23 protein-coding genes are annotated in these 26,422 nt (G+C 46.1%); 9 read left to right on the forward strand and 14 right to left on the reverse strand.

What is annotated here, in order from left to right:
- Window positions 1–10: 10 nt before the first annotated feature.
- Window positions 11–1,087, reverse strand: coding sequence for a PucR family transcriptional regulator (locus tag H8698_RS08905; RefSeq protein WP_177678061.1), 1,077 nt, complete (start codon window positions 1,085–1,087; stop codon window positions 11–13).
- Between the two features lie 240 nt (window positions 1,088–1,327).
- On the opposite strand from H8698_RS08905, the gene H8698_RS08910 reads away from it, so the two are divergent.
- From H8698_RS08910 to H8698_RS08920, 3 genes are read left to right on the forward strand one after another with little or no spacing between them, the layout of a single operon-like run.
- Window positions 1,328–2,512, forward strand: a complete 1,185-nt coding sequence (locus H8698_RS08910) for an aspartate aminotransferase family protein (RefSeq protein WP_249312909.1) — start codon at window positions 1,328–1,330, stop codon at window positions 2,510–2,512.
- A gap of 15 nt (window positions 2,513–2,527) precedes the next feature.
- On the forward strand, window positions 2,528–3,454 hold the full coding sequence (argF, locus tag H8698_RS08915) for an ornithine carbamoyltransferase (protein WP_249312913.1): 927 nt from the start codon (window positions 2,528–2,530) through the stop codon (window positions 3,452–3,454).
- A 22-nt stretch (window positions 3,455–3,476) separates the two neighbouring features.
- On the forward strand, window positions 3,477–3,941 hold the full coding sequence (locus H8698_RS08920; protein ID WP_249312915.1) for a GNAT family N-acetyltransferase: 465 nt from the start codon (window positions 3,477–3,479) through the stop codon (window positions 3,939–3,941).
- On the opposite strand, the gene H8698_RS08925 is transcribed toward H8698_RS08920, so the two are convergent.
- Window positions 3,938–4,402, reverse strand: a complete 465-nt coding sequence (locus H8698_RS08925) for a BofC C-terminal domain-containing protein (RefSeq protein WP_177678053.1) — start codon at window positions 4,400–4,402, stop codon at window positions 3,938–3,940. The two genes, H8698_RS08920 and H8698_RS08925, sit on opposite strands and share 4 nt — an antisense overlap.
- Window positions 4,403–4,604: 202 nt before the next feature.
- Here H8698_RS08925 and H8698_RS08930 point away from each other — a divergent pair, with 202 nt between their 5' ends.
- Window positions 4,605–6,944, forward strand: coding sequence for a transglycosylase domain-containing protein (locus H8698_RS08930; RefSeq protein ID WP_249312917.1), 2,340 nt, complete (start codon window positions 4,605–4,607; stop codon window positions 6,942–6,944).
- Between the two features lie 57 nt (window positions 6,945–7,001).
- Window positions 7,002–8,729 carry a phospho-sugar mutase gene (locus H8698_RS08935; protein WP_249312919.1) on the forward strand — a complete coding sequence of 576 codons (1,728 nt, stop codon included), beginning with the start codon at window positions 7,002–7,004 and terminating at the stop codon, window positions 8,727–8,729.
- A 35-nt stretch (window positions 8,730–8,764) separates the two neighbouring features.
- On the opposite strand, the gene ybaK is transcribed toward H8698_RS08935, so the two are convergent.
- From ybaK to H8698_RS08990, 11 genes are all read right to left on the reverse strand, one after another.
- Window positions 8,765–9,247, reverse strand: a complete 483-nt coding sequence (gene ybaK, locus H8698_RS08940; protein WP_337399374.1) for a Cys-tRNA(Pro) deacylase — start codon at window positions 9,245–9,247, stop codon at window positions 8,765–8,767.
- A 4-nt stretch (window positions 9,248–9,251) separates the two neighbouring features.
- Window positions 9,252–10,184: a methionyl-tRNA formyltransferase gene (gene fmt / locus H8698_RS08945; RefSeq protein ID WP_249312921.1), complete on the reverse strand. Its 933-nt coding sequence runs from the start codon at window positions 10,182–10,184 to the stop codon at window positions 9,252–9,254.
- 21 nt (window positions 10,185–10,205) lie between these two features.
- Complete coding sequence (def, locus tag H8698_RS08950; protein WP_177678025.1) at window positions 10,206–10,664, reverse strand: peptide deformylase; 459 nt, start codon at window positions 10,662–10,664, stop codon at window positions 10,206–10,208.
- 11 nt (window positions 10,665–10,675) lie between these two features.
- Entirely contained in the window at window positions 10,676–12,931 is a 2,256-nt protein-coding gene (gene priA, locus H8698_RS08955; protein ID WP_249312931.1) for a replication restart helicase PriA, read from the reverse strand.
- Window positions 12,931–14,133 carry a bifunctional phosphopantothenoylcysteine decarboxylase/phosphopantothenate--cysteine ligase CoaBC gene (gene coaBC / locus H8698_RS08960; protein ID WP_249312939.1) on the reverse strand — a complete coding sequence of 401 codons (1,203 nt, stop codon included), beginning with the start codon at window positions 14,131–14,133 and terminating at the stop codon, window positions 12,931–12,933. Before coaBC ends, priA begins: the two co-directional genes overlap by 1 nt.
- Window positions 14,127–14,765: a regulatory protein RecX gene (locus H8698_RS08965; protein WP_249312942.1), complete on the reverse strand. Its 639-nt coding sequence runs from the start codon at window positions 14,763–14,765 to the stop codon at window positions 14,127–14,129. Before H8698_RS08965 ends, coaBC begins: the two co-directional genes overlap by 7 nt.
- 65 nt (window positions 14,766–14,830) lie before the next feature.
- A complete protein-coding gene (locus H8698_RS08970; protein WP_249312943.1) occupies window positions 14,831–15,577 on the reverse strand; it encodes a thiamine pyrophosphate-dependent enzyme in 747 nt (248 codons plus the stop codon).
- Complete coding sequence (locus H8698_RS08975; RefSeq protein ID WP_249312945.1) at window positions 15,577–16,644, reverse strand: 3-methyl-2-oxobutanoate dehydrogenase subunit VorB; 1,068 nt, start codon at window positions 16,642–16,644, stop codon at window positions 15,577–15,579. The genes H8698_RS08970 and H8698_RS08975 overlap by 1 nt, the downstream gene beginning before the upstream one ends.
- Before the next feature lie 30 nt (window positions 16,645–16,674).
- On the reverse strand, window positions 16,675–16,881 hold the full coding sequence (locus tag H8698_RS08980) for a 4Fe-4S dicluster domain-containing protein (protein ID WP_177678037.1): 207 nt from the start codon (window positions 16,879–16,881) through the stop codon (window positions 16,675–16,677).
- 82 nt (window positions 16,882–16,963) lie between these two features.
- Entirely contained in the window at window positions 16,964–17,623 is a 660-nt protein-coding gene (locus H8698_RS08985) for a hypothetical protein (protein WP_249312948.1), read from the reverse strand.
- Window positions 17,624–17,763: 140 nt separating this feature from the next.
- On the reverse strand, window positions 17,764–18,663 hold the full coding sequence (locus tag H8698_RS08990) for a hypothetical protein (RefSeq protein WP_249312952.1): 900 nt from the start codon (window positions 18,661–18,663) through the stop codon (window positions 17,764–17,766).
- A 101-nt stretch (window positions 18,664–18,764) separates the two neighbouring features.
- Here H8698_RS08990 and H8698_RS08995 point away from each other — a divergent pair, with 101 nt between their 5' ends.
- From H8698_RS08995 to H8698_RS09010, 4 genes are read left to right on the forward strand one after another with little or no spacing between them, the layout of a single operon-like run.
- Window positions 18,765–19,832, forward strand: coding sequence for a LacI family DNA-binding transcriptional regulator (locus H8698_RS08995; RefSeq protein WP_283245426.1), 1,068 nt, complete (start codon window positions 18,765–18,767; stop codon window positions 19,830–19,832).
- Window positions 19,833–19,885: 53 nt separating this feature from the next.
- On the forward strand, window positions 19,886–20,851 hold the full coding sequence (locus H8698_RS09000; RefSeq protein ID WP_249312962.1) for a sugar phosphate isomerase/epimerase family protein: 966 nt from the start codon (window positions 19,886–19,888) through the stop codon (window positions 20,849–20,851).
- Complete coding sequence (locus H8698_RS13415; protein ID WP_177679273.1) at window positions 20,842–21,912, forward strand: Gfo/Idh/MocA family oxidoreductase; 1,071 nt, start codon at window positions 20,842–20,844, stop codon at window positions 21,910–21,912. The genes H8698_RS09000 and H8698_RS13415 overlap by 10 nt, the downstream gene beginning before the upstream one ends.
- A 21-nt stretch (window positions 21,913–21,933) precedes the next feature.
- Window positions 21,934–22,671: a ThuA domain-containing protein gene (locus tag H8698_RS09010; protein WP_177679271.1), complete on the forward strand. Its 738-nt coding sequence runs from the start codon at window positions 21,934–21,936 to the stop codon at window positions 22,669–22,671.
- A 274-nt stretch (window positions 22,672–22,945) separates the two neighbouring features.
- Here H8698_RS09010 and H8698_RS09015 read toward each other — a convergent pair whose 3' ends face one another.
- A complete protein-coding gene (locus tag H8698_RS09015; RefSeq protein WP_249312965.1) occupies window positions 22,946–26,380 on the reverse strand; it encodes an SGNH/GDSL hydrolase family protein in 3,435 nt (1,144 codons plus the stop codon).
- Window positions 26,381–26,422 lie beyond the last annotated feature (42 nt).

Raw genomic sequence — 26,422 nt, forward strand, 5'->3', positions numbered from 1 at the left:
AATTTATTTTTTAAAATTTCGATGGGTTCGAGGTTAAGTATTTGCTGACAAGCACCGCAACCTTAAATACCACCGCGTCGTCAAATTTTCTTAAGTCCAGCCCTGTTAACCGCTCGATTTTGTCAAGACGGTAAACCAAGGTGTTCCTGTGCACAAACAGCTGACGGGAGGTTTCGCTGACGTTTAAGTTGTTTTCAAAGAACTTGTCAATGGTTTGAAGGGTTTCGTCGTCTAACACCTCTAAACCGTCCTTTTTAAAGATTTCGTCTAAAAACAGCTCGCAGAGCTTGCTGGGAAGCTGATAAATTAATCGGCCAATGCCCAGCTCGTCGTAGCTTAAAATATATTTTTCCCCTTCAAACACCCGGCCGATTTCAATTGCCAGGCGCGCTTCAGAATAGGAGCGGGCAATTTCGTTAATGGAGTCCACAGGCGTGCCGATGCCTACAAACACTTTCAGCATCAGCTCAGAGTTAATCATTTCCACAATGCTTTTTGCAGTTTTCTCCGCAAAATCGGAGGCATAGCCCGGGGAGAGCGCTTTAATTAAAACAATGTTTTTGTTGTCGATGTTAATAATGAAATCCTGTTCCGGGAACATGTTCTGCATAAGCTGAACAACGCCGGTTTCGTTGCCGGGAATTTGAACGATAAACACCAGACGGGAAACGTCTGCGTCAATTTGCAGTTCGCCGGAACGCAGGTAAATATCGCCGGGCAGCACGTTGCCCTGCAGTACGCTTTTTAAATAACTGGTTTTATCATACCTGTCAGCGCAGTGAATTTGCAAATTGGAAATGCTGATGGCAAGCAGGGCACACAGCTTTTGTTCTTCCGGATCCGTCCCTTTCACATAAACGACAAACTCCATTATGTTCCGGGTGCCGATTGCGACACAGGAATAGCCGTTTGAGATAAACGGGCGGCCGTTGCCCTGAACAGAGGATATCATGGAAAATGCTTCATCGTCGCCTACGGGTTCGCCCACATAGGAAACAAGAACGGAGGTGCTGTTGACAACGCCCATGGACTTATGCGTCACTCCGCGCATTTGGTCTAAAACAGGCTGGAAAACTTCGCTCAACATATTAAATCGCTCCTTTAATAGATTTCATTAACACTTTTTCTCTTATATCATACTAAATTTTTAATAAATTTGCAATAATTTTTTACGAATTTAACCGAAATTTAATTTTTTTTGCCATATTTTTTATCAAAAACACAGATTTTTCATTTGTACCTGTAAAAAAATAAAATTACTATTGCATATTTATTCAAATTATTGTATAATTATAAAAGTGATCAAATTGATTTGGAGGAACACGCCATGACAACCAGTGACATTGCGAATTTAGATAAACAAAATTATATGAACACCTTTGGGGAACGGATTCCGGTTTCGTTTTCAAAAGGAGAGGGAATTCATTTATACAGTGACAGCGGGGAAGTGTACACCGACTTTCTCGCGGGAATCGCGGTAAACGCGGTGGGGCACAGCCACCCAGCCTTTGTAAAGGCCATTTGTGAGCAGGCGCAAAATTTGCTTCATGTTTCTAACTATTATTATATGAAGCAACAGGCGCTTTTAGCAGAAAAAATTGTGTCCTTGAGCGCAGCGGACAAGGTGTTTTTTGCGAATTCCGGCGCCGAGGCAAACGAAGGTGCAATTAAGCTTGCCAAAATTTATCACTATAAAAAAGGCAATTCACAAAAATATGAAATTATTACATTAAAAAATTCGTTTCATGGACGGACGCTGGCAACCGTGGCCGCCACAGGGCAGGAAAAGTTCAGCGCGCCATATCACCCCCTTACGCCGGGGTTTTTATATGTTCCGGCAAACGATTTAACGGCGTTTGAAGCCGCCGTCAGCGACAAAACCTGCGCGGTAATGCTGGAAATGATTCAGGGGGAAAGCGGTGTGCACCCGCTGGATTTGGATTATGTAAAATCTGTATATGAAATTTGCAAAGAAAAGGATATTCTTTTTATTTGTGACGAAGTGCAGACAGGTATGGGCAGAACCGGCAAGCTGTTTGCCTATGAGCATTATGGCATAGAACCAGACATTTTCACCTTGGCAAAAGCCCTGGGCGGCGGTGTTCCCATTGGGGCGGTATGCGCGAAAGATTTTGCAGCCAGCGCTTTTGCCCCCGGCGACCACGGCTCCACTTTCGGAGGAAATCCGTTGGCTTGCGCGGCGGCACTTTCCGTGTTTGATATTTTTGAAAAAGAAAATTTGGTTGAAAACAGCCGCATTGTAGGCGAATATTTTGTGGAGCAATTAAAGGCCCTTGCAGAAAATGTGCCCTGCATTAAAGAAATCAGGGGCAAAGGATTGATGATTGGCATAGAATTTACCGAGCCAATTGCGGGGGACATGAAGCACAGGCTGTTTGAAAGGCATTACTTAACCGGCGCAACGGCAACCACCTTAAGAATTTTACCGCCGTTGATTGTGACAAAAAATGATGTAGATCAGTTTATGAAGATATTGAAAGAAATTTTATAATGGGAGATGACAGCAATGAAACATTTATTGACGCTGCACGACTGGAGCACAGAAGAAATTTTAGACACGCTGAATTTGGCGGACAAATTGAAATATGAACAAAAGCACGGAATTGAGCACCATTTGCTGAAAGGCAAAACACTGGGCATGATTTTTTCAAAATCCTCTACCCGCACAAGGGTTTCGTTTGAGGTGGGAATGTATCAGCTCGGCGGCTATGCGCTGTTTTTAAGCGCAAACGACATTCAGCTCGGCCGGGGCGAGTCGGTTTACGATACAGCAAACGTGCTTTCGCGGTTTTTAGACGGCATTATGATTCGTACCTTTAAACAGTCTGACGTAGAGGATTTGGCAAGGTTCGGCTCTATACCTGTGATTAACGGACTAACCGACCTAGTGCACCCCTGCCAGATTTTGGCCGATTTTCAGACAATCCGTGAGCACAAGGAGGGGCAGCTAAAGGGCTTAAAGCTTGCCTATATCGGTGATGGCAACAACATGGCGCACTCGCTGCTTTACGGCGGCGCAAAGGTGGGGATGGATATTTCCGTTGCAACACCGCCTGAATACACGTGTGATGCACAGGTGGTGAAAAACGCCCTGGAAGACGCAAAGGCCACCGGCGCGAAGCTTACGTTAACATGCGACCCGCAGGAAGCGATAAAAGGCGCAGACGTGGTTTATGCCGACACTTGGGTCAGCATGGGCCAGGAGGAAGAAAAAGAAGAAAAAATTAAAGTATTTTCAAACTATCAAATTAACAAAGAGCTGTTTTCCCAAGCGGACAAACACGCTATATTCCTGCACTGCCTGCCGGCATACCGGGGCTATGAGGTAACGGAAGACGTGATTGACGGGCCGCAGTCGGTGGTGTTTGACGAAGCGGAAAACCGCCTGCACGCACAGAAAGCCGTTATGGTGCGGCTTTTAGGAAAGCAATAAGTGATGCAAAGGAGAAAGCAAAATGTTTGAGGTTCGGCGGGCAACGCTTGAAGACGTTGACAGCATTGTTAAAATTACGCAGGAAGCATTTGAAAAATATATTAAGCTTGCAGACATAAAAGACACTCCCGCGCTGCATGAAACGCGGGAGCAGGTGATAAAAGACATCGACACCAAAATTGTTTATGTGGCCTATATTAACAACCAGGTGGTGGGGAGCATGCGGATTGAGCTGATAGACAAAGAAACCGCATATCTCTCCCGCTTCGGCGTGAACACAGAGTTTCAGAATTTGGGGATAGGAAAATCCATGATGAACTCGTTGGACATGGAGCTTGCAGAGCTAAAGGTAAAGCGCGTTATGCTGCACACCGCGTCGAAAGCCACGTCGCTGGTGCGGTTTTATTACAACCGCGGCTTTTATATTGATTCTACAACAAAGGACAAAGGTTATATCCGGGCGCTGTTAATTAAGGATTTGGCCTAAGAGGTGTAGTCCTCAAGCAGGGCGGCAAGCTCCTCCTCCGATTCTAAAATAATACCTTCCTCCAGCTGGGCCTTGTCCTCAGCCAACAGCGCGTCGGGGGCAATGTCTAAGTCTTTTGAATAAATTTGGTCGCCGCTTTCGGTAATGTTATAAAGTTTCACAACGCCGTTTTCTGATATTACCAGATAGTCGTTGGGGTCGGACGGGACGCGCACATCCTCCTTGGGCAGTGAGGCAGAGGCAAGGTCCTCAGGCAATTTGAGAGGGTCCTCCTCCTGGGGAGCTATGGTTTCGTTTATTTCCGGCTCCCGGCTTTCAACCGGATTCTCCGCAGCATTGCTGTTTCTGACAAAACGGTAGCCAGTTATGGCGCAAAGATACATAGCGGCAAAAATTAAAACCGCTGTAAGCACCAAATTTAAAAAATGTCTTTTTCTTGTGCCTTGTGTTCCTTTCTCCATTCTTTTCATCTCCTATCCATCATCTTTTACTCATAGTATTTGGCTTTTTGCCACCCTTTATTCGCCTAAAATAACCGTTTTTTGGAGCATTTAGTGTTATTTTACACCAAAGTAACGCACACGTAATAGTTTTGTAATATGTTTGGGATACAATAAATTTGGTATAGTTTAAGATTTACTACCAAATTAAGGGGTGAGCTATTTGGCAAAAAATACATACAAAAAAGGGACAAGTCCTGCTCAGGATAAAAATAAAAAAAGAAAGAAAAAGAGCAAGGGATTGAGAATTTTAGCACGGGTTTTAATTGTTATCCTCGTAATTGCGGCCCTTGCGGCTTCTGTGATTGCAGGTGCGGTTGTGGGTTTTATCGACAACAGCATGGACTTAATTGCCGAGGAATATAACTTAGATTTTACATCAATTATTTATTATATTGATGAGGAAACCAACCAGCCGGTGGAGATGGACCGCATTCACCGAAACGAAAACCGCGTTTGGGTAGACATTGAAAATATTCCCGAAAACTTAACCAACGCTTTTATTGCTATTGAAGACGAGCGGTTCCGCGATCACAAAGGTGTTGACTTAAAGCGTACGTTTGGCGCATTTCTACAATGGATAACGGGAAATAAAAATTCCTATGGCGGTTCTACCATTACCCAGCAGCTGATTAAAAATATCACTGGTGAAAATGACGTATCACCTACAAGAAAAATTCAGGAAATTGTTCGGGCAATTAATCTGGAAAAGAAGATGAGCAAGGACCAGATTATTGAAATGTATATGAACACCATTTATTTCGGCGCGGGATGCCACGGCGTTCAAACTGCGGCAAACTATTATTTCAGCAAGGACGTGAAGGATTTAACGCTGGAACAGTGTGCATCGCTGGCAGGCGTGGTAAAGGCGCCAACAACTTATAACCCGGCTACAAACTACGAAAAAAACAAAGAGCGCCAGGAGGTTATTTTAACCAAAATGGCCAAGCTTGGCTATATTTCCCAGCAGGAATGCGACGAGGCAAAGGGCAGAAACTTAAACGTGAAAATTGGCGAGGTTAAAAAGGATAAAGAAGATGTAAAGGTTCAGAGCTATTTTGTTGATGCAATTATCACCGATGTTGTCCGCGACCTGATGGAAAAAGAAAACCTGACTGAAGGCGAGGCGACTAATCGACTCTATACCGGCGGGTTTAAAATTTATTCCACCATGAATCCAGACGTGCAAAAGGCAATTGACAACGTTTATCAAAATACCGCCAATTTTCCGGGCAGCTCGGGCAACAAGCCCCAGTCGGCCATGGTGGTGATGGATCCGTATACGGGCCAGATTAAAGGCATGGCGGGCGGAATCGGCAAAAAGACCGTTAGCCGCGGCTTTAACATGGCAACACAGGCAAAACGGCAGCCGGGTTCGGCAATTAAGCCCTTGGCGGTGTATGCACCAGCGATTGAATATAACATCATCACTCCGGCAACCATTATTAACGACGCAAAAATTAAAATTGGCGACTGGGAGCCTAAAAACTCTGGGGGCGGCTATAAAGGTAGGCTAACAGCGCGCAGACATTTGGAGCTATCTCAAAACATTCCTGCGGTTAAGGTAATGCAGGAACTTACAGTTGACAAATCTTTCGACTTTATGACAAAGAACCTGGGCTTTACCACAATGGTAGCTGGCGAAACCAGAAACGGAAAACTGGTTACGGATAAATCATTGTCTATGTCGCTGGGCGGTTTAACCGACGGCGTAACTGTTAAGGAAATGACGGCCGGCTATGCCACATTTGTAAACGGCGGGCAGTATAACAAGCCGGTGACCTATACAAAGGTAATTGATGCAAACGGAAAAATTGTGCTGGAAAATAAAGTAGAAAATAAACGCGCAATGAGTGAGCAGACGGCATTTATCATGCAGAATATGCTCACTGGCGTAATTAAGAACGGTACAGGAACCAGCGCATCGTTAGGAAATATTTATGCCGGCGGTAAAACGGGAACTACAAACTCTAACAAAGACCGTTGGTTCATGGGCTTTACGCCCAACTATGTCGCCGGCGTGTGGATGGGCTATGAAATTCCAAAAGCAATGAGCGGCAGCAATGTATGTCCGAAAATTTGGAAAAGTGTGATGCAGCCCATTCACGATGGGAAAACGATTAAAACCATTCCGGAGCCCGATGGGCTTGTGAAGCGTACCATTTGCCAAATTAGCGGACGCGTGGCATCAAAATCCTGCAGCACCACCAGGGTTGACTATTTTAAAGAGGGAACGCAGCCGATGAAATATTGCTCGTCCCATTCGTCTTACGGAAGCTCGTTAGGTGACGATGATGACGACAAAAAGACATCCAGTTCCAAAAAGTCCAGCAAGCCGTCTTCGTCATCTTCTTCAACACCGGAACCAGGCGAGGAATTAAATGAGAACAACCAAAACAATGTTTCGCCCGGCACGAATATTCCCAATGAGGAGGAAACGCCAGACGACAATTCCACCGAGGGCGACGGTAACACCGGCGACACCTGGTATGGAGAAGAATAATTCTGCATATACTAAATCAATAGCGACAGCGAAAAAAAGGTTTGAGGAGACATTTACATGGATTATAAAGAAAAATATGAATATTGGCAGACGAGCGATGTGGTTGACGCTCAGACAAAACAAGAGCTTGAAGCTTTAAAGGCAAATGACGGTGAAATTCAGGAACGCTTTTTCAAAGATTTAGAGTTTGGCACCGGCGGGCTGCGCGGAATTTTGGGCGCCGGTTCCAGCAGAATGAACAAATATACCGTAAGAAAAGCAACTCAAGGATTGGCAAACTACATTTGTGACAACGGAGAAAGCGCAAAGAAGCGCGGCGTGGCAATTTCATATGACAGCCGCCACTTTTCTCCGGAATTTGCAATGGAAAGCGCATGTGTTTTAGCGGCCAGCGGCATTCGCGCCTATGTGTTCGACAGGCTCCATCCAACGCCCGTGTTGTCTTTTGCGGTGCGGGAGCTGAACTGTTTTGCGGGCATTATGATTACGGCCTCCCACAATCCAGCCAACTATAACGGTTATAAGGTTTATGGTGAAGACGGCGCACAGCTCAATGTTGCCGACTCCAACAAAGTGATTGGATATATGAACCGCATGGACATCTTTCAGGATGTAAAAGCAATGGACGAAAAAAGCGCGAAAGAAGCCGGTTTGATTACAATGATTGGCGACGAAATCCGGGAAAAGTTTGTAGGCCGCGTGCTCTCCTGCCGCAAAAATCCCGATGTGGAAAACGACACGGCAAAAGAAATAAAAATTGTTTACACGCCGTTCCACGGCACGGGCTTGGTTCCCGTTACCGAGGCGCTGGATAAGGCTGGCTATAAAAACGTGTATGTTGTGGAAGAACAGGCACAGCCAGACCCGGAATTTTCCACCGTGAAATCCCCCAACCCGGAGGAGAAGGAAGGATTTCAATTTGCCATCAAGCTGGCAGAAAAAGTGGGAGCAGACGTTATTTGCGGAACAGACCCGGACGCAGACAGAATCGGTGTTTTGGTGAAAGATGCAAACGGCAGCTATGAAGTGATGACGGGAAATCAGATGGGGCTTTTGCTGACGGAGTATATTCTGTCCTCTGCTGCGGAAAAAAACCAGCTTACCTCTAAGGATTATATAGTAAAAACCATTGTAACAACAGACTTAACCAAAAAAATTGCAGAAAATTATGGCGTTCGCATGTTTGATGTTTATACAGGATTTAAGTTTATTGCAGAAGTGATTAAAAAGCACGACGAAATGAACGATGGGAACTATTATTTTGGCTTTGAGGAAAGCTACGGCTGTCTGCCGGGAACCTATGCCAGGGACAAAGATGCGGTTGCCGCAACTCTTTTGGTGTGTGAACTGGTTGCAGTTTTGAAGCGGAAAGGACAGACCCTTGCCGACGCAATTCAAAATATTTACAAAAAGTATGGCTGCTGTGTGGAGCGGACGGTTTCAGTGGTAATGGAAGGCTTAGACGGCATGCAGAAAATGGCCGCGCTGATGGAAAAAGTAGCTGCAGATCCGTTTAAGAAGATTGGCGAAACGGAAATTGTGGCATTTAGAAACTATAACGAGGATTTTCGGTTAGATTTTGCAACAGGCAAAAAAGAGTCCATTGGGTTTGAACCGTCAAATGTTCTTTATTTTGAACTTGCAGGCGGCGGATTTTTCGTTATCCGTCCGTCGGGAACAGAGCCAAAGATTAAGTTTTATTATTCCGTTCCTTGCAAAACAATGGCTGAGGGAAACACGAAAATTGACGCACTGGACAAAGCTGTGAAAGAAAAATTGTTGTAAAGTGAAAAAAGCCTTGCCCAAAAGGGTAAGGCTTTTTATTTGCACAAATCGCAAAGCTTTGCTCCGACAAATTCTGTAAGCTCATGGCGGTTTACCAAAAGCTGGCATCCCTTTGTGCCTGCGCTGATGGTAATTTTTTCGAACCCCTCTGCCGACTGGTCAAAAAACGTAGGGAACTGTTTCTTCATTCCAATGGGGGAGCAGCCGCCGCGGATATATCCCGTCAAAGGCAATAGCTCTTTCACAGCCAAAAGTTCCACCCGTTTATTATTTGTGGTCTGGGCTGCCTTTTTTAAATCAATTTCCTTGTGAACAGGAATACAAAATACCACCGGGCCGGTTTTGTCGCCTTTTGCTACCAGCGTTTTAAACACCATGTCATAGGGCAGACCCACAGAGTCGGCTATGTGTACGCCGGAAAGGTCGGCTTCGTCCACCTCATATTCAATTGCTTCAAATGGAATTTTTGCTCTGTCTAACATTCGCATTGCGTTGGTTTTCACCGGTTTTGAGCCCAATTTCTCAGCCTCCTAAAATTATGCCTGTTTCAATTTTGTTGCCCTTAATATATTCCGACACGGGCATTTTCTTTTTGCCTTCAAACTGCACCTCGCAGATGAGCAGTGCACCGCTTTCACACTTTACCAAAATGCCGTCTTTGGTTACACTTAAAATTTCGCCGTTGGCGCCGCTGCTGTTTTCGTGAATGGGCAATGCACGAATAACCTTAAACCGATGCCCGTTATAAAACGTGCTGGCATATGGATAAGAATTCAGTCCGCGTACAAGGTTATATAGCGATAGAGCGTCTTTGTTAAAATCTAAAACGCCGGTATCTTTTGATATCATTGGCGCATAGCAGGAGAGGGCGTCATTTTGCTTTTTACGATCAAGGGTGCCGTTTTCTAATTGGCAAATGGTTTCCCGAATGGCGTCTGCACCGGCTTTAGCCAACTTATCATGCAGGGTCTCGCCCGTATCGTTAAATGCAATGTCCACAGGCTTCACCACCAGCATATCGCCGGTGTCAATGCCATCGTCCATCTGCATGGTTGTAATACCAGTTTTCGTTTCCCCGTTGATAATGCTCCACTGAATGGGCGCAGCGCCCCGGTATTTCGGCAGCAGGGAAGCGTGAATATTGATGCTTCCATGCTTTGGAATGTCTAAAATCCGCTGGGGCAGAATTTTTCCATACGCCACAACTACAAAAAGGTCGGCTTTTTCTGCGCTTAAACGTTCAAACGCTTCGTCAGTTTTCATGCTTTTGGGCTGATACACAGAAATATTACGGCTTTCAGCAAACACCTTAACTTCCGGCGGAAGCATTTTTTGGCCGCGGCCCTTCGGCTTGTCGGGCTGGGTAACGACAAGAGAAATTTCGTGTCCGTCTTCACACAAAGCCTTAAGAGGGGCCACCGCAAATTCCGGCGTTCCCATAAACACAATTTTCATTTTTATCCCTCCGTAAAAAGCTTAGTTTTCCACTTCCGCAATCATTTTATCAACATACAGGGTGCCGTTCAAGTGGTCAATTTCGTGGCACAGGGCAATTGCCAATAACCCCTCGCCCTCAATGGTAAATTCCTTGTTATTTCTGTCTATGGCACGCACGCGCACCTTTTCCGGGCGGGACACCGTACCAGATCTGCCGGGAATGGAAAGGCACCCTTCCGCGTTAATCTGTTCGCCCTTTTTATAAACAATTACAGGATTAATCAGTTCGATAAGCCCCTCGCCAACGTCAATAACCACCACGCGACGCAAAATCCCTACCTGGGGCGCGGCTAAACCTACGCCGTTTTCCGCATAAAGCGTTTCTTTCATATCGTCTAAAAGTGTAAGAATCCTATCATCAATCATTGTGACATCGCGGGACTTCTTTCTTAAAAAATCGTTGTCATCGGGAATTGTAAGTACTTTTCTGATAGCCATTTGCTTTCCTCCTAAATTGCGCCGAATGGGTTGTTTTCAATCACCATATTAATATGTGGATTTTTTTCATTGATATGATAACTTCTCAGGCGTGCAAAAATATCCTCCGCCTTCCGGTTCATTTTGCATTTAATCCAAATCCGCTGACGAAAACGCCCGTTAATCTTAGTTACAGACGTTTCGCTGGGACCTAACAATTCAAACGCTCCGTCATAGTCCTTTTGCATCACAATGTGAATGGAACGCGCCAGTTTTTTTGCGTAGCTCAAGAGTCCGTTTAAAACAGGAGAAGTGAGCAAAACGGAAATGATGTCGCAAAAGGGCGGATAGTTCAGCTGGCGGCGAAGCTCAATTTCATTTTCATAAAACGAAAGATAATCCTGCTCTTGGGCCTGGCAAATCACGCTGTTCTCCGGCATGTAGGTCTGAATCAGCGCGCGGCCTTGCTTTTCGCCTCTGCCGGCCCTGCCGCAAACCTGGGTAATCAGGTCGAAGGTGCGCTCTCCGGCGCGGAAATCGTCCACAAACAGGCTTTGGTCTGCCGCCAAAACACCCACTAAGGTGACGTTGGGAAAGTCTAAGCCCTTAGCCACCATCTGTGTGCCCAGCAAAATATCAATTTTTTCTTTGTCGAACTTTTCTAAAATCGCCCGGTGAGACGACTTTACACTGGTAGTGTCTACATCCATACGAATAACGGACAGATCGGGGAACAAACTGTGCAGCTCCTCCTCCACCTTTTGGGTGCCTGCGCCAAATTCCTTGATAAAACTGCTTGCACAATTTGGGCACACCTCAGGTTTTTTTATAGTATATCCGCAGTAGTGACAGGTGAGAGAGTTTTTTGCTTTATGATAAGTTAAAGAAACGTCGCAGTTCTTACATTTTATCACGAAACCGCAGCTTCTGCAAGACACAAATGTGGAAAAACCCCGCCGGTTTAAAAATAAAATCGTCTGTTCGCCCTGTTCTTTGTTTTTGCGTATCTCCCGCTGCAGGGAAAGCCCAATGCAGGAACGGTTCCCGTTTTTTATTTCCTCCCGCATGTCTGACACGGCGACTGTGGGCAAATTCTGAGCAGTTGGCCTGCGGGTTAAGGAAATTAGCTGATAATTGCCCTGCTTTGCCTGGTAAAAACTCTCAACAGACGGTGTGGCAGAAGCCAGAACAAAAGCGGCTCCGTGCTGTTTTGCACGAAAATCAGCCACCTCCCGCGCGTGGTAGGTGGGTGCGTTTTCCGCCTTGTAGCTGGTTTCGTGTTCTTCGTCAATTACGATGACACCAATGTTTTTTAAAGGCGCAAAAATGGCCGAACGGGCGCCCACAACTACCCTTGCCTCACCGCTTTTAATGCGTTTATATTCGTCCGCTCGTTCTCCCATAGACAGAGCAGAGTGCAAAACGGCAATTTTTTTGCCAAACCGCGCGGCAAACCGCGTTACCATCTGCGGTGTGAGAGAAATTTCGGGCACCAGCACAATGGCGGTTTTTCCAATTTCCAGCGCCTTTTCAATGCAGTTTAAAAAAACCTCTGTCTTTCCGCTGCCCGTTACGCCGTGGAGCAGAAAGGTGTTATTTTGATTTTCTGTTACCGATGCGCAAATGCGGTCTACCGCGTATTGCTGCTCCTCCGTCAGCACAGGGGAGGCTGAACGGGGAATGCTTTCGTAATCAATGGGAAGCCGGAACACCTCTACCGTTTCCTGCCGGGCCAGTCCCTTGTCTTTTAACGCGCGAATGGCCTGATAGCCTGCACCTGTTAAAAACAAAATGTCGCTGTCTGCCACAAAATCGTTTTGAATTAAAAGCTCTAAAATTTTGCACTGTTTCGGCGCTTTGTCCCGCAGTTTTTCCAACGCGTCGAACGCCTCATCGTAGGGCACGTTTAAAACCGAGCCGCGGATCAGTTTGTCAGACACCTTATTTTTGCGTCCGCTGCCAGGAGGCAAAACGGTTTTTACCGCGCTGATATAAGAGCAAAAATACTTCTGTTTTAAAAACTGACAAACCGAAAGCATTTCTCTGTCAAACAGCGGACCGCTTTCTGAAACCGATAAGATTTCTTTCAACGTGCCGTCAAAGTCGGAGTGGTTTGACAAAGACAGCACAAATCCGTCAACAGTTTTGTTTCCGTTTCCAAAGGGCACTGTGACGTGGCTTCCAATATCAATTTTACCCAATAAGCCGTCGGGTATACTGTAATGGAACATTCTGTCAATGTTCAGCGCCAGCCTGTTAATAATTACTCCTGCAAATTTGCCTTCCATTATTTTTCACCGTTTAGCTTTAAAACTTCGTCTAATATTTTCATTCCGGCATCAAATTTGCTCATGTTGGGAAGCGGAATTTTCGCGCCGTTTTTCGTGAGCAAGGTAATGGTGTTGGTGTCAGTCCCAAACCCCGCGCCGGGTGTTCCAATGGTGTTGGCGCAAATCATATCCAAATTTTTTGCATTTAGTTTTTTTTCTGCGTTTTCCAAAAGGTTCTGTGTTTCCATGCAAAACCCTACTAAAATTTGTCCGCTCCGTTTTACCTGGCCCAGTTCTTTTAAAATATCCTTATTTTGAATCAGGGGAATTGTCAGCTCCCCGCCTTTTTTCATTTTTTGTTCTGCTGTGTGCGCCGGGCGGTAGTCGGCCACCGCCGCGGCTTTTATGATAACGTCGCAGCTGGAAGCAAGTTCGGTGCATGCGCGGTACATTTCCTCAGCGCTTATAACCTGCACAAACTCAATTCCAGGCGGAACAGAAAGGGCAGTTTCACCGGAAACCAGGGTAACTTCCGCACCACGGAAGTGTGCGGCCTTTGCAATTTCATAGCCCATTTTTCCGGTGGAATGGTTCGTGATATACCGCACAGGGTCAATGGCCTCCTGGGTTGCGCCTGCGGTGACCAAAATTCGCTTGCCTGCAAAATCTTTTGAAAAACCAATGGCCCGCACAGCCTCATACAACAGCCGGTCGGTGTCGGGCAGCTTTCCGCGGCCTGAGTCGCCGCAGGCAAGGTTTCCGCTTTCCGGTTCAACAAACAAAATGCTCCGCTGCTTTAATTTTTCCATATTTTCCTGGGTAGCGCAGTTTTCAAACATAGCAGTGTTCATGGCCGGAGCAACGAGCATGGGCGCTTTTGTTGCAAGCGCAACGGTCGACAGCATGTCGTCTGCAATTCCGGCTGCAATTTTGGCGATGATGTTGGCCGTGGCGGGCACAATGTATAAAAGGTCGGCCCATTTTGCCAAGGCAATGTGCTCAACCTCCCAAACAGCGGGAGCGCTGAACATGTTGTCGTCTGCCACCATATTTTGCGACATGGTGCGAAACGTTAACGGCGTTACAAATTCTGCAGCCGCCTTTGTCATAATCACCTTTACTTCCGCACCCTGCTTGCGCAGTTTGCTGATTAAGTCCGGTGTTTTATATGCGGCAATACCGCCCGTTACGCCAATTATAATGTGTTTTCCTTTCAGCATGAATACCCGTCCTCGCTTTCCGCTTTCAGTTTTCTAAGTGTGCTGTCTATGTCGTCAAAGCTGTATCCCCTTGCGGCAAAATACCGCTTTGCCCGCATCACGTTTTTCATGTCAAAATCGCCGCCGAGCTTCTTTTGCATAAGCTTTTCCAAATTCTCTGCTTCTACATCATTGCAGTCAAGCTCCTCTATGGCGTTTTCGGCAATTTCTGCAGGAATTCCTTTTTCCAAAAGCTTATATTTAATTTTTCTGCGGCCATACTTTTTTAAATTTAGGCAGTCAGAGGCAAATCTTCTGGCATAGTCGCTGTCATCAATCAGTTTATATTCTTTTAAAAACGCAAGGACCTTATTCGCCGTAGCCTCGTCGCCGGTGTGGTCCATTAGTTTTTGTTTCATGCCGCGCTCTGTATAACTCCTTGCAGAAACAAGATTTGCGGCATAGGTTTTTGCACTTTCAAACAAAACAGTGTTTTTAATTTCACGCAGCCGTATTTCGTCAATCTCATCGTTTTCCTTCAATTTCAGCGCATAAAGGCTAAAGGCATCAATTCCAAAGGCAAACGTATCGTCTAAAAAGACAGACATTCTGTTTTTATGTTTTTTCTGTGGTTCAATTTTTGTAATTTTCATGAAAACCTCAAAGGACACAAAAGCAGGAACGCCAAACAGCGATCCTGCTTTTTTTATTTGAAAGCTTATTTTTCTTCTGTTCTGTCGCAGTAAACGCCCAAAGGATAGTATGGAATCATATTCTCCTGAAGCCATTTAATCGCCTCTTCAGGCGCTAAGCCCCAGTTGGTAGGACAGGAGGATAACACTTCCACCATAGAAAATCCTTTTCCTTCGAGCTGCGTCTGAAATGCTTTTTTTATGGCCTTTTTCGCGCGGTTTACATTCTTCACACAGTCCACCGAAACACGCTCGATATAGGCCGCGCCCGATGTGGTAGCAAGCATCTCACTCACACGAAGGGGATAGCCCTGTGTTTTTGTGTCGCGGCCGTACGGAGAGGTTTGCGTTACCTGGCCGGGCAGGGTAGTGGGAGCCATCTGGCCGCCTGTCATGCCGTAAATTGCGTTGTTGATGAAAATTACGGTAATGTTTTCACCTCTTGAAGCAGCGTGGACGGTTTCTGCCGTTCCGATTGCCGCCAGGTCGCCGTCGCCCTGATAGGTGAACACCACTTTATCGGGATGAACGCGCTTAATTCCCGTTGCAACTGCCGGAGCCCTGCCGTGGGCGGCCTCCTGCATGTCACAGTTAAAATAGTCGTATGCAAACACCGCACAGCCAACCGGCGCAACGCCAATGGTAGAGCCTTCAATGCCCAGTTCGTCCATTACCTCAGCCACTAGCCTGTGCACAATGCCGTGGGTGCAGCCCGGGCAATAGTGCAGGGTAACGTCGCAAAGTGCGTGTGGTTTTTTAAATACCTGTTCCATTATTTTTCACCCCCAACAATCTTTTTAACCTCATCAATAATTTCATTGGGATACGGAATATTTCCGCCGGTTCTGCCGTAGAAATGAACCGGAATTCTGCCGTTTACGGCAAGACGAACGTCTTCAACCATCTGCCCCATGCTCATTTCAACCGTTAAAACAGCTTTCGCGCAGGCAGTTTCTTTCACATATGCTTCAGACGGGAACGGCCAAAGGGTAATCGGGCGGATTAACCCGGCTTTAATTCCCTGCGCACGCAGTTCATCCACTGCGTTTTTGCAGATACGGGCAACAGAGCCGTATGCAGTTAAAATAAACTCTGCGTCGTCTGTCTGATATGCTTCATATTTGGTTTCGTTCTGTTCAATGGTTTTATATTTTTCGTAGCGCTCCAGCGTAATTTTTTCCAGCACATTGGGCTGAATATAAAGGGAATTGATGATGTTGTGTTCCCGTTTCATTTCAGTTCCCGTGGTGGCCCATGTCTTTTCAGGAATTGTTCTTTTCGATTTTTTCTGTTCAAACACAACGGGCTCCATCATCTGGCCCAGCATGCCGTCTGCCAAAATCATAACCGGTGTTCTGTAAATATCCGCTAAGTCAAATGCGTCAGACGTCATGTCAACAATTTCCTGCACGGAGCTGGGGGCCAAAACAATCAGTCTGTAATCGCCGTGGCCGTGTCCCTTGGTGGCCTGAAAATAGTCAGACTGAGCAGGCTGAATGCCGCCTAAGCCCGGGCCCGCACGTACAACGTTTATCACAACGCAGGGCAGGTCAGCGCCTGCCATGTATGAAATTGCCTCCGCCTTTAAGCTAATGCCGGGGGAGGAAGATGATGTCATAACTCTTGCGCCGGCGCCGGCTGCGCCGTAAACCATGTTAGCCGCAGAAACTTCACTTTCCGCCTGGAGAAACACACCGCCGATTTTCGGCATACGCTTCGCCATATATGCGCTCACTTCCGTCTGCGGAGTGATGGGATAACCGAAAAAGTACCGGCAGCCGGCCATGATTGCAGCTTCTGCTATGGCTTCGTTGCCTTTTACCAAAACCTTTTCTGCCATGAATATATCAATCCTTTCTGTAAATAATCTTTATTTAAAAACCTCTATTGCGCAGTCCGGGCACATGGTAGCGCACATTGCGCAGCCGATACACTCGTCAGGGTTCACAGCCTCAATGGGACGGTAGCCCTTTTTGTTCAGTTTATCTTTTGCTGGTGCCAAGACCTTTTTCGGACATGCAGAGGCACAGAGGTAGCAGCCTTTGCATACGTCGTCTAAAATAACAACCTTTGCCATATCATTTCTTGCCTTTCTGCCCACGTAAATTGAATAAAAGCAGGTCTGACAGTGGGCGGCCAGACCGCGGAAAAAAACTGAATTAGATTTTTGAGATGCGGCACTTTATTGGAAATAGCTTTTGCGAAATCTCAGGGCTGAGATGCTCAGCCGCTTTTTCGGTGGCGCATACAAATTTTATGGGAAGGCCGGTTTTCCGGCTGACGTCTTCTAAAATTTCATAGCCTTCCGCAACAATGAAAGACGTAGTTTCCTCTGCAATGTTCGTGTCGGAAATGAGGCCTGTAACCGTAAGACGCGAGGCAATTTCAATGTCTTCTTTCATCTGGATAATTTCGTCGGCATTCGATGTCAGCGGCCGGCGGGTGTTCACCACCAGATAAAGCTCATAACCGCTTTCGTCAAAGTATTTTTTATACCGCCCCAATGCAATTGCTCCGTCGTCGTCGCCGCCCACATCTAAAATGATTTTTGCATCTTCTTCCTCAAAAATCCGCATAATTTCAGGCGGCAGAACAGGAATGTCCACATTCGTTCCGGCATAGGCCGGAGCAATTACACAAATTCCGGCGTCTTCTAAAAGAGCCCGGGCATCGTTTGAACGGAAATAGGGGTTAACAATGTCCAAATCCACCAAAAAGACTTTTTCGCAAGTCTTTTTTAAAGACAGCGCGTAGTTAACTGAAAATTCCGTTTTTCCGCTGCCGTAATGGCCCGTTACAATATATATATTACTTTTCATAGAAATACATCACGCCCAATATACAATTTGATTGGATAACATCTTTCAGTATAGCACAGTTTCGCTGTTATGTAAAGTTGTAACCGGAAAAAAGCCGCTTTTATTTACTTTTTTTTAATTAATTTTGCTTAATTTGACAATTAAAGCGCACCCACCACAACCGACGCAATGGCGCACAGAATAGAGATAACGTCAACGAGATGCAGTTTCCGTTCTTTAAACACAACGACGGACAAAAATGCAGTGATTAAAATTCCCAAAGAGGTGCCCAAAATGGTCATAAGCGCAATGCTCATGCCCCCCATAACCACAAATGCCAGAAGGGTTGAAGCGTTAGAAGTCACTGCGCTGGCAGCTACATAAGCAATGTGCTTCGGCGTAATTTTTTTCAGCTCGGTTTTGATGGAGGACTGCCGTTTGGAAAGCACCAGAAAGCCCGCTGCGGAGACAAAAAACATAACCAAATTCATAAGAAAACAATATGCATTTTCGTTGGTGACAATTGGGCTGCTTTGAAACAGCTTCAGCAGAACCACATACATTCCGTTCATAAAAAACAGTACGGCGCAGCAGATGTAACCGATAACGGTCCCGCGCTCTTTGGGTTTTCCCTTTGCGGCAATCGGAAGCAGAACCGCCGAAGCCATTAACGCAGCGCTGACCCAAAATAATAGAGTTGTGCGCTCATTTAAAAACAAAATTCCAAATAAAACGGGAATGATCATGCTGCCGCAGCTTTGAGAAAAGGAAAGGGTAATCAGGTCAATATACTTCATTGCTACTACGCCTAAAATTACCACAATCACAGTGTCTAAACCTGCGACAATGGAGTAGAGAATTGTCGGGCTGTTTACCTCCAGCCGAAAGCCGCCGGTAATGAAAAAGAATGTCATGGCACACAGTGACATGATAAGAGAAAACAGACAATAGGCAGCGTTGCCAGCAGGCGCCGTTTTTTGATACTGCTTGATAAAACCGTTGCTGATGCCGCCGATTGCGGATTTTATAATTAAGACGAATATGTAAAACCAGGCTCCCATACGGACCCTCCAAACAAAATAATATTACCATGATTATATATGATAATGGAAACTCGGTCAATACATTGAACCGAAATAATTCTTGCAAAATTTAACGGAATATGCTTGACATTTTTTTATGGCTTTGGTATAATGTAAACGATTTCTTGGGAAAACGATTTCAGAGTGATAAGGAGGCGGGTAAAATCGCAAATATTAAAGATGTTGCAAAAATGGCAAACGTGTCGGTGGCAACGGTTTCGCGCGTTTTGAACAAGACCCGCCACGTTTCGGAAGAGATTGAAAAAGCGGTGCTTGAGGCCGCCCGGGAGCTGGGCTACACTCCCAACCTTCTGGGGAAAAATCTGCGGCAGAAGCGCACAGGCATTATTTTGGTGATGATGTCCACGCTTACAAATTCCTTTTGCTCTAAAGTAGTAACGGGAATTGCAAACGAAGCGGAAAAGCACAACTATCATATTATGATTTGTGCCACAAATGGCTTGCCTGAGAAAGAAAAAATTTATTTGGGCCTGGTGAAAAACCGCATGGCAGACGGCATGATTGTGTTAAACAGCACCCTTTCTGCTGACGAAATGTCCTTAATTTCAAACCACGCGGCAATTGTCCAGTGCAGTGAATACACAGCCAGCGAAAACACGCCGTTCGTTTCAATTGACAACGGCCTTGCTGCCAAGGACGCTTGTGAGCACCTGATTTTAAACGGCAGAAAACGGATTTTGTTTATCGGCGTGGACAACAGCCTGATTTCCTCGCATCTTAGGATGGAGGGATACCGCCAGGCACTGAGCTGCCACGGCCTGCCCTTCGATCCGGGGCTGGTACTCTACAGCAACTATGGCTACCGCAACACCATGCGCATGGTAGACAGATATTTGGAGGAGGGTCACACGTTCGACGCGGTGTTTGCCATTTCAGACCGCATGGCGGCCGGCGCGGTGTCAGCTTTGCGCAAGCATGGGCTCACTGTTCCGGAGGATATTGAAGTGATTGGCTTTGACAATACGGACATTGCCTACATGGTGGAGCCGCCGTTGACAACCGTTTCCCAGCCGCAGACAGAAATGGGAAAACGCGCGTTTTCCATTCTTTATGAAAAGCTAAACGGAGGAGAGCCTGAAAATGTAATTCTCCCACATAAATTGATTGTAAGAAAGTCCGCTAAATAATGCATTAAAAATATATAAATAAATATATAAATAAAAATCGGAGGTAATGTTTTATGAAACTTTCAGTTGTAAATTCAGCATGTGCCGGCATGTCCTTAGAGGAAACCCTGGCCTATCTTTCGCCACTGGGCGTTGATTCATTGGAGGTGGGCGCAGGCGGCTATCCTGGTGACTGTCACCTGAACACAAAAGAAATGATTGCGCATCCTGAAAAGGCAAAAGAAATGCTCGACCTGTTCAAAAAATATAATATGGATATTGCGGCAATTTCCTGCCACGGAAACCCCCTGCACCCGAACAAGGAACAAGCAGAAAGCTTCCACAACGATTTTAAAAACGCCATTTTGGCGGCGGAGCTTTTGGGGGTTGACACCATTGTTGGGTTTGCCGGCTGCCCGGGCGACTGTGAAACCTCCCAGAACCCCAACTGGGTAACCTGCGCTTGGCCGCCGGAATATTTAGATATTCAAAAATGGCAGTGGGAAGAAAAGGTTATTCCTTACTGGAAAGACATGGCCGCATTTGCAAAAGAACACGGCATTAAAAAAATTGCATTTGAAATGCATCCCGGTTTTGTGGTTTATAACCCCGAAACACTCTTGCGGCTGCGCGCTGCAGTGGGCGACATCATTGGTGCAAACGTTGACCCCAGTCACTTAATCTGGCAGGGAATGGACCCGAAAGAGGTTATTAAAGAGCTGTCCGGCGCAATTTATTACTTCCACGCGAAGGACACGAAGATTGACAAAGCAAACACAGCGAAAAACGGCGTATTAGACTATAAACATTACGGCGATGTGTTAAACCGCTCCTGGGTGTTCAGAACCGTGGGCTACGGCAACGGCAAGGAATATTGGAACGATTTGATCAGCACCTTAAAGGCTGTTGGCTATGACGGCGTGGTTTCCATTGAGCATGAGGACTCGCTTATGTCTGTAAAAGAGGGTTTGGAAAAAGCAATTGCGTTTATGAAAGATGTTTTAATTTATGAGAAAGCAGGCGAAATGTGGTGGGCGTAAACAAAATTTATAACGTTGGTATTATCGGCTTTGGCGGCATGGCGTCGAACCACTTTAAACAGTCGAAAGAGCTTGACCGCATCAACATGAAGGGCGTTTTCGACATAAACCCTGAACGTATGGAATTTGCGAAAGCAAACGGAATGGTTACATATGAATCCAGAGAAGCGCTGCTGAATGACCCTGACATTGACATTGTGCTGATTGCAACGCCCAATGATGTTCACAGGGAAATTGCAATTGAGGCGCTGCGCGCCGGCAAAAACGTGCTGTGCGAAAAGCCTGTTACCATTGAGAGCTGGGAATTGGAAGAAATTATGAAAGTTGCTGCAGAAACGGGCAAGGTGTTTACCGTTGACCAGAACAGGCGTGTGAACAAAGATTTTGTTGCAATGCGCCGGGCAGTGGAACAAGGCCTTTTGGGAGACGTTTATGTAATTGAGTCGAGAGTGGAGGGTTCCCGCGGCGTGCCTGCCGGATGGAGAATTGACAAAAAGCAGGGCGGCGGTATGATGCTGGACTGGGGCGTTCATTTAATTGACCAGATTATGTATATGTATGACGCGAAAGTAACCAACGTGTTTTGCAAAATGTATAGCATCAACTACCCCGACGTGGACGACAATTTCAGGCTCACCATGACGCTGGATAACGGCGTAACAGCCCACATTGAGGTTTCCACAAACAACTTTATTAAGCACCCGAGATGGTATGTTTTGGGTAAAGATGGCACGCTTCAAATTGACGATTGGGACTGCGAGGGCAAAATCATCCGCTGTAAAGACCGGGAGGACACCTGGAGCGCGGAAATTCCAAAGTCGAAGGCCGGCCCATCGAAAACCATGGCGCCCAGAAGCGACGATTCGGTTGACATTATCCCCATTTCCGCTCCGGAAGACGTGGTGGACAATTTAAATCCTACCTATTGGCAGTTGATTGACACGTTAGACGGCAAGTGTGAATTAAAAATTAAGCCTGAACAGGCAATGCGTGTCATTAAGGTTATGGAGGCGGCTTTTCAGTCCTCTGAAACAGGCGAAGCGATTAAAACGGATATTTAACAATAAAAGGAGACGAATTTCATGATTAAGGTTACCATTTGGAACGAAAATCAACATGAAAAAACCAGCGAGGAAGTCCGCGCCGTGCACCCCAACGGAATTCACGGCACATTGAAAAGCTTTTTGGAAAAGGACGAGGAGCTCATGATTCGAACCGCTACCTTAGACGACCCGGAATGCGGCCTGACACAGGAAGTGTTAGACGACACGGACGTGCTGATTTGGTGGGGGCATATGGCTCACGAAAAGGTACCCGACGAAGTGGCAGAACGCGTGCAAAAGGCTGTTTTAGACGGCATGGGCGCAGTGTTCCTGCACTCTGCACACCATTCAAAACCGTTCAGACGGCTTATGGGAACCTCCTGTAACTTAGAGTGGCGTGAAACCAACGACCGCGAGCGGATTTGGATTACGGCACCCTCAAGCCCCATTGTTAAGGGCGTTAACGCAAGGTATTTTGAGCTTGAAGCAGAGGAAACCTATGGCGAGCGGTTCGACATTCCAGAGCCGGACCGCCTGATTATGATTGGCTGGTATAACGGCGGCGAAGTGTTCAGAAGCGGCTGCTGCTTTAACCGCGGCAACGGAAAGATTTTTTACTTCCAGCCGGGACATGAAACCTTTAGAACATTTTACCACCCCACCGTTCAGCTTATCATTAACAACGCGGTGCACTGGGCGGCAAACGAGCGTCCTACCGTAAAGGGCAACACCGACAGCTGTCTGCACTCAGAGAGAATAGAACCTATGGGCAACTAATAGAAAAATAACATGCTTTACACGAAATGAAGTGTAAAGCATGTTATTTTTTATCTTCTTTTAAAAATTAAAACTGCTGTAACGAATCGGAAAAGAAGCGACTCGCCCCCCTTCTATCGAAAACTCTATGTTACAACTGTTGTGCACAAAGGTGCTGCATCAACCAGATTGTTCCAGAGTGTAACCTTCACGGGGGTTGCATCCCCGTTCCAAAGTCTTCGGAAACAGCAATTTCTGACTTGGTGTCTGCAATGAGCCTTTCTGTTTTCAAAGCTTATTCCGCTCTCCAGGAACCTGCAAAAATATTGTAGATTCTGGTTGCGATTTTTTCGGTTGTTGCGGTGCCGTCAACCACCTTGAGTACAACATTGTGTGTGCCGTAGTCTAAATCAAAGTTAAAGTTGCCGCCGCGTACGGTCATCTGGAAGTTTGTTTTCAGACTTTCGCTGTTATAATAGGGATTGTCTGTCCACAAGAGCTCGCCGTCCACCCATACTTCAACCTTACCTGTGTAATAGTGCAAACCAGTTTCAAAGGCTAAGATGTCGCCTGTGAAGCTGAAGCTTAAGGTATCGCCTACCTGTGTGGATTCTAAGTAGTTTCCGCCCTCTGTCCAGCTGCCGGATTTTTCTACGCGGCTTGTATCCTTGCAGGAGAAGATTTCCATGGTTTCAATCACTCCGCTGTTTTCCGCCAGCTTATCTTCGCGATTTAAGGGCTTCACATAGTTTCTGCCTGTCTCTAACCATGCTTTTAAGCCGTCTGCATTCACTTTATAACCTGCGTTGTTGGGATGTGTACCGTCAGAATAAAGGTCCTCCACCGCTGTCCCTGCTGCAACGGCTGCTTTCATCGTTTCTGTGTTGTCCCATAGAGGCAGGCCGTAGAACGCAGCAATTTTTTCACCATGGCCGGGAGAAACCCTCCAGGACTGATTTGTGAAGAAGGTCAGTGCCACATAGGGCACGTTATCCATTTCGTTTAACATACGGATAGAGCTTTCCACATTTCGCAAGGTATCGCTTTCGCTTGTATCGTTGCAGGTCATAGCATAAAATACCATGTCCGGTTTTAAGTCGATACAGTCACGCATGAGTCTTAATAAGCTGTAGTCGGTTGTAGTGCCGCCAACGCCCTTGTTATAGCAGTTCACCGTTACGCCTTCTTTTTCATAGGTATCTTTAAACCACTGTGAAAGCTGAGGTACAAAACCATTGGAGGAAGGAGAAGCACCTGCGTTTGCATAGATGGAGTCTCCTAAGAATACAATATTGATTTCATCATCGCCTGCAAAGGGATTCTCATTTACAGCGGGAAGGTTATATTCAATGGCTTCAAATACGGGAGCAAGTGTCACTGCATCCCAAACAAACATCTTCACCTTCACAGCCTCCTGCGGAATGGTAAAGGTGCCGCTATATGCGTTTGTACCGTCTTGAACGGAAAAAGTTTTAAGATCTGCCTTCGCTAAGGACTTGCTGTCATCGTATGCCGCAATGATTACCCGATACTGTTTTTCTGTGCCTGTTGTTGATGCAATATCGAATGTCCAGTTTGCTTCTGTTTTGTTTTCGTTTAAGGTAAAGCTTCTGTCCAGCAGCATATCAAATACGCTGCCGTAGGTTGCTGTTGCAGAGTTTCCGATAACACCGGTTGCAGAAACAGGGAACACTTCAAAGGAAATGTTTTCGCCCAGTCCGGAAACGGGAACACTGAATACCTCATCTGCAGCAAAGGAGCCGATATTTTTCTCACCTAGTGCAGTCTCTATGTATGCACGAACTAAGGACTTGCTTCTGTCTTCTTTTTCCCCTGCATTGGGAACATAGTCATAGTCAACCTTTAAGCCGCTCATACCAACCTTTTCAAAGGTAATATTTTCAACCTTTGCGTATTTGCCGCTTGCCATGGTTTCTTCATTTAAAACGCCCAGCTCTTCGATAACAAAATCATCTAAGCACAGCACTGCGCCATTTTGCTGATTATTACCGCCCACACGGAAGCTGATTTTCGGTGTGATGGGCATCAAGTCGGAATCGGTCATGCCGTCTTTTAAAGCAAATCCGGGTGTATATAGGGTTGAATAAGTCTGCCAGTCGTTGGATACCTGCCATTCCTGATTATCCGAGATGGCGCTGTCGATTTTGTTTGTTCCTACAAGAAACTGATAGTCTGGTGTATCTTTATAGGGATATTTTTCATTCTCCTTCAGTGTGGAGTTGCTTCTTTCTAAGATAACGGTTAAGGGCTTTGTTGCGCCGCTTTCCAAGCCTTCTGTTTTTGCTTTGAAGCTGATACGGTAGGTGTTATCATTCTTCATGGATGCAGAAGTTGTCAAGGAACTGTATTCGCCGACGCCTGTGGCTTTGATGTAGGTGTTATCGTTTTCTGTCACTCTTTCTGCAGAGACACCTGACGTATTCCAACCCGGGAAGTCGGAAGCGGACACCATTTGATTATTATACATAAAGTATGCGCCGTCTTCCATCACCAGGTCAAGGTCTGCGGGCATACCCATATCCGTTACAGTTACATCTTTATAGCTGAAGGTACCTGCCGTACCTGCATTTGCACCGCCGGCGGTAGTTGATGAAAGTGGGTCACCGGGATGATATGACTGTCCGTCAGTGTACATACGGGCAATCAGGCTGATGCCAGATGCGTAGCTGAATGTCTGATTATCCATTAGAAAATAAACGGTTAAGTTGTTGTCCGCATTCAGCTGCAAATCATAAATATATGCACCGGGATAACCTGAGCTTGTCAAGCCGTTGTCCGACCGACCGGATGCGTTCCAGTACAGGCGCAGATTGGCTTTTGTGCCCTTCATCTTTTCCTCATAGCCATCTGTTTCGGGGGGTAAATCGTCTGCACGGAAGGTACCCGTGATTTTATACAAACGGCCGGGTCTCAGCTTCTGTGTGAAGGTCATATCGGGGTTACCCCAGCTTGTGGGTTTTGCAGATGTATTTGTTTTGGTGTAGGTCTGCGTTGTAACGGTGCCTGTGGGATTCGATGAGCCGGAGTCGCCGCCCTTGGTTACAAGAATAAAATCGTCAATCTGGTAGTCCAGCTTTTCGCCGTTTACATCGGCAGAAATACCCTTTTGGCCGGCAACACGGATTGCAATACCGTTGATTGAAACATTGTTAATCACAGAACCGCTGCCTGCTGTCAGTTTATCTTCCCAAACAAATTCGTGATCAATTTTTACCCATTCCCCTGTTACCAGCTTACCTGTGAAAGGAATTTCATACCAGCAGTTCGTTTTTTCCTCACCAACGGTTAAGGATGAATTGCCCGCATTGGTTACGGTACCGCCTCCATAGAAAATCAGGGTAAAAGAGTTTGCGTCGCTTTTCAGCTCAGTGTTCATCTTAATCCAGAGATTGAACTTCACCCGTTCACCTGAAGGAATAGAAAGATTGTCTGCAGAATACTTGATATCGGTATAATGCGAACCTGCGGTTTGCACAAAATGCAGGCTGCCTGCGCTTCCCATAGCTCCTTCGGATGAAATGGAAAGCTTTCCGTTTGCACTGCCACCGCTTTGAGTCTTTACGGTTTTTAGAGATTCTTCCGATTCAAACGTTTCATAAATCATCGGAAAGTCGGGATTTTCGCCAATTGCCTGTACGCCAATGCTCATTGCGCCCATAAGACCGAAAAGCATGGAAACAGACAAGACCATTGCCAATAACTTTTTCATTTTTATACCTCCATTTATAAATATTTTTTGATACACATGCTT

This window comes from Congzhengia minquanensis, from assembly GCF_014384785.1.
GTDB classification, from domain to species: Bacteria; Bacillota; Clostridia; order UBA1381; family UBA9506; genus Congzhengia; species Congzhengia minquanensis.

Coding starts and splice junctions, on each gene's coding strand:
- H8698_RS09000 (WP_249312962.1), top strand. CDS start 19,886: ATGAAACTTTCAGTTGTAAATTCAGCATGTGCCGGCATGTCCTTAGAG.
- H8698_RS08985 (WP_249312948.1), bottom strand. CDS start 17,623: ATGAAAAGTAATATATATATTGTAACGGGCCATTACGGCAGCGGAAAA.
- H8698_RS09015 (WP_249312965.1), bottom strand. CDS start 26,380: ATGAAAAAGTTATTGGCAATGGTCTTGTCTGTTTCCATGCTTTTCGGT.
- H8698_RS08980 (WP_177678037.1), bottom strand. CDS start 16,881: ATGGCAAAGGTTGTTATTTTAGACGACGTATGCAAAGGCTGCTACCTC.
- priA (WP_249312931.1), bottom strand. CDS start 12,931: ATGGAAGGCAAATTTGCAGGAGTAATTATTAACAGGCTGGCGCTGAAC.
- fmt (WP_249312921.1), bottom strand. CDS start 10,184: ATGAAAATTGTGTTTATGGGAACGCCGGAATTTGCGGTGGCCCCTCTT.
- H8698_RS08995 (WP_283245426.1), top strand. CDS start 18,765: ATGCTTGACATTTTTTTATGGCTTTGGTATAATGTAAACGATTTCTTG.
- def (WP_177678025.1), bottom strand. CDS start 10,664: ATGGCTATCAGAAAAGTACTTACAATTCCCGATGACAACGATTTTTTA.
- H8698_RS09010 (WP_177679271.1), top strand. CDS start 21,934: ATGATTAAGGTTACCATTTGGAACGAAAATCAACATGAAAAAACCAGC.
- H8698_RS08925 (WP_177678053.1), bottom strand. CDS start 4,402: ATGGAGAAAGGAACACAAGGCACAAGAAAAAGACATTTTTTAAATTTG.
- argF (WP_249312913.1), top strand. CDS start 2,528: ATGAAACATTTATTGACGCTGCACGACTGGAGCACAGAAGAAATTTTA.
- H8698_RS08990 (WP_249312952.1), bottom strand. CDS start 18,663: ATGGGAGCCTGGTTTTACATATTCGTCTTAATTATAAAATCCGCAATC.
- H8698_RS08905 (WP_177678061.1), bottom strand. CDS start 1,087: ATGTTGAGCGAAGTTTTCCAGCCTGTTTTAGACCAAATGCGCGGAGTG.
- H8698_RS08970 (WP_249312943.1), bottom strand. CDS start 15,577: ATGGAACAGGTATTTAAAAAACCACACGCACTTTGCGACGTTACCCTG.
- H8698_RS08935 (WP_249312919.1), top strand. CDS start 7,002: ATGGATTATAAAGAAAAATATGAATATTGGCAGACGAGCGATGTGGTT.
- H8698_RS08920 (WP_249312915.1), top strand. CDS start 3,477: ATGTTTGAGGTTCGGCGGGCAACGCTTGAAGACGTTGACAGCATTGTT.
- H8698_RS08965 (WP_249312942.1), bottom strand. CDS start 14,765: ATGAAAATTACAAAAATTGAACCACAGAAAAAACATAAAAACAGAATG.
- coaBC (WP_249312939.1), bottom strand. CDS start 14,133: ATGCTGAAAGGAAAACACATTATAATTGGCGTAACGGGCGGTATTGCC.
- H8698_RS08910 (WP_249312909.1), top strand. CDS start 1,328: ATGACAACCAGTGACATTGCGAATTTAGATAAACAAAATTATATGAAC.
- H8698_RS08975 (WP_249312945.1), bottom strand. CDS start 16,644: ATGGCAGAAAAGGTTTTGGTAAAAGGCAACGAAGCCATAGCAGAAGCT.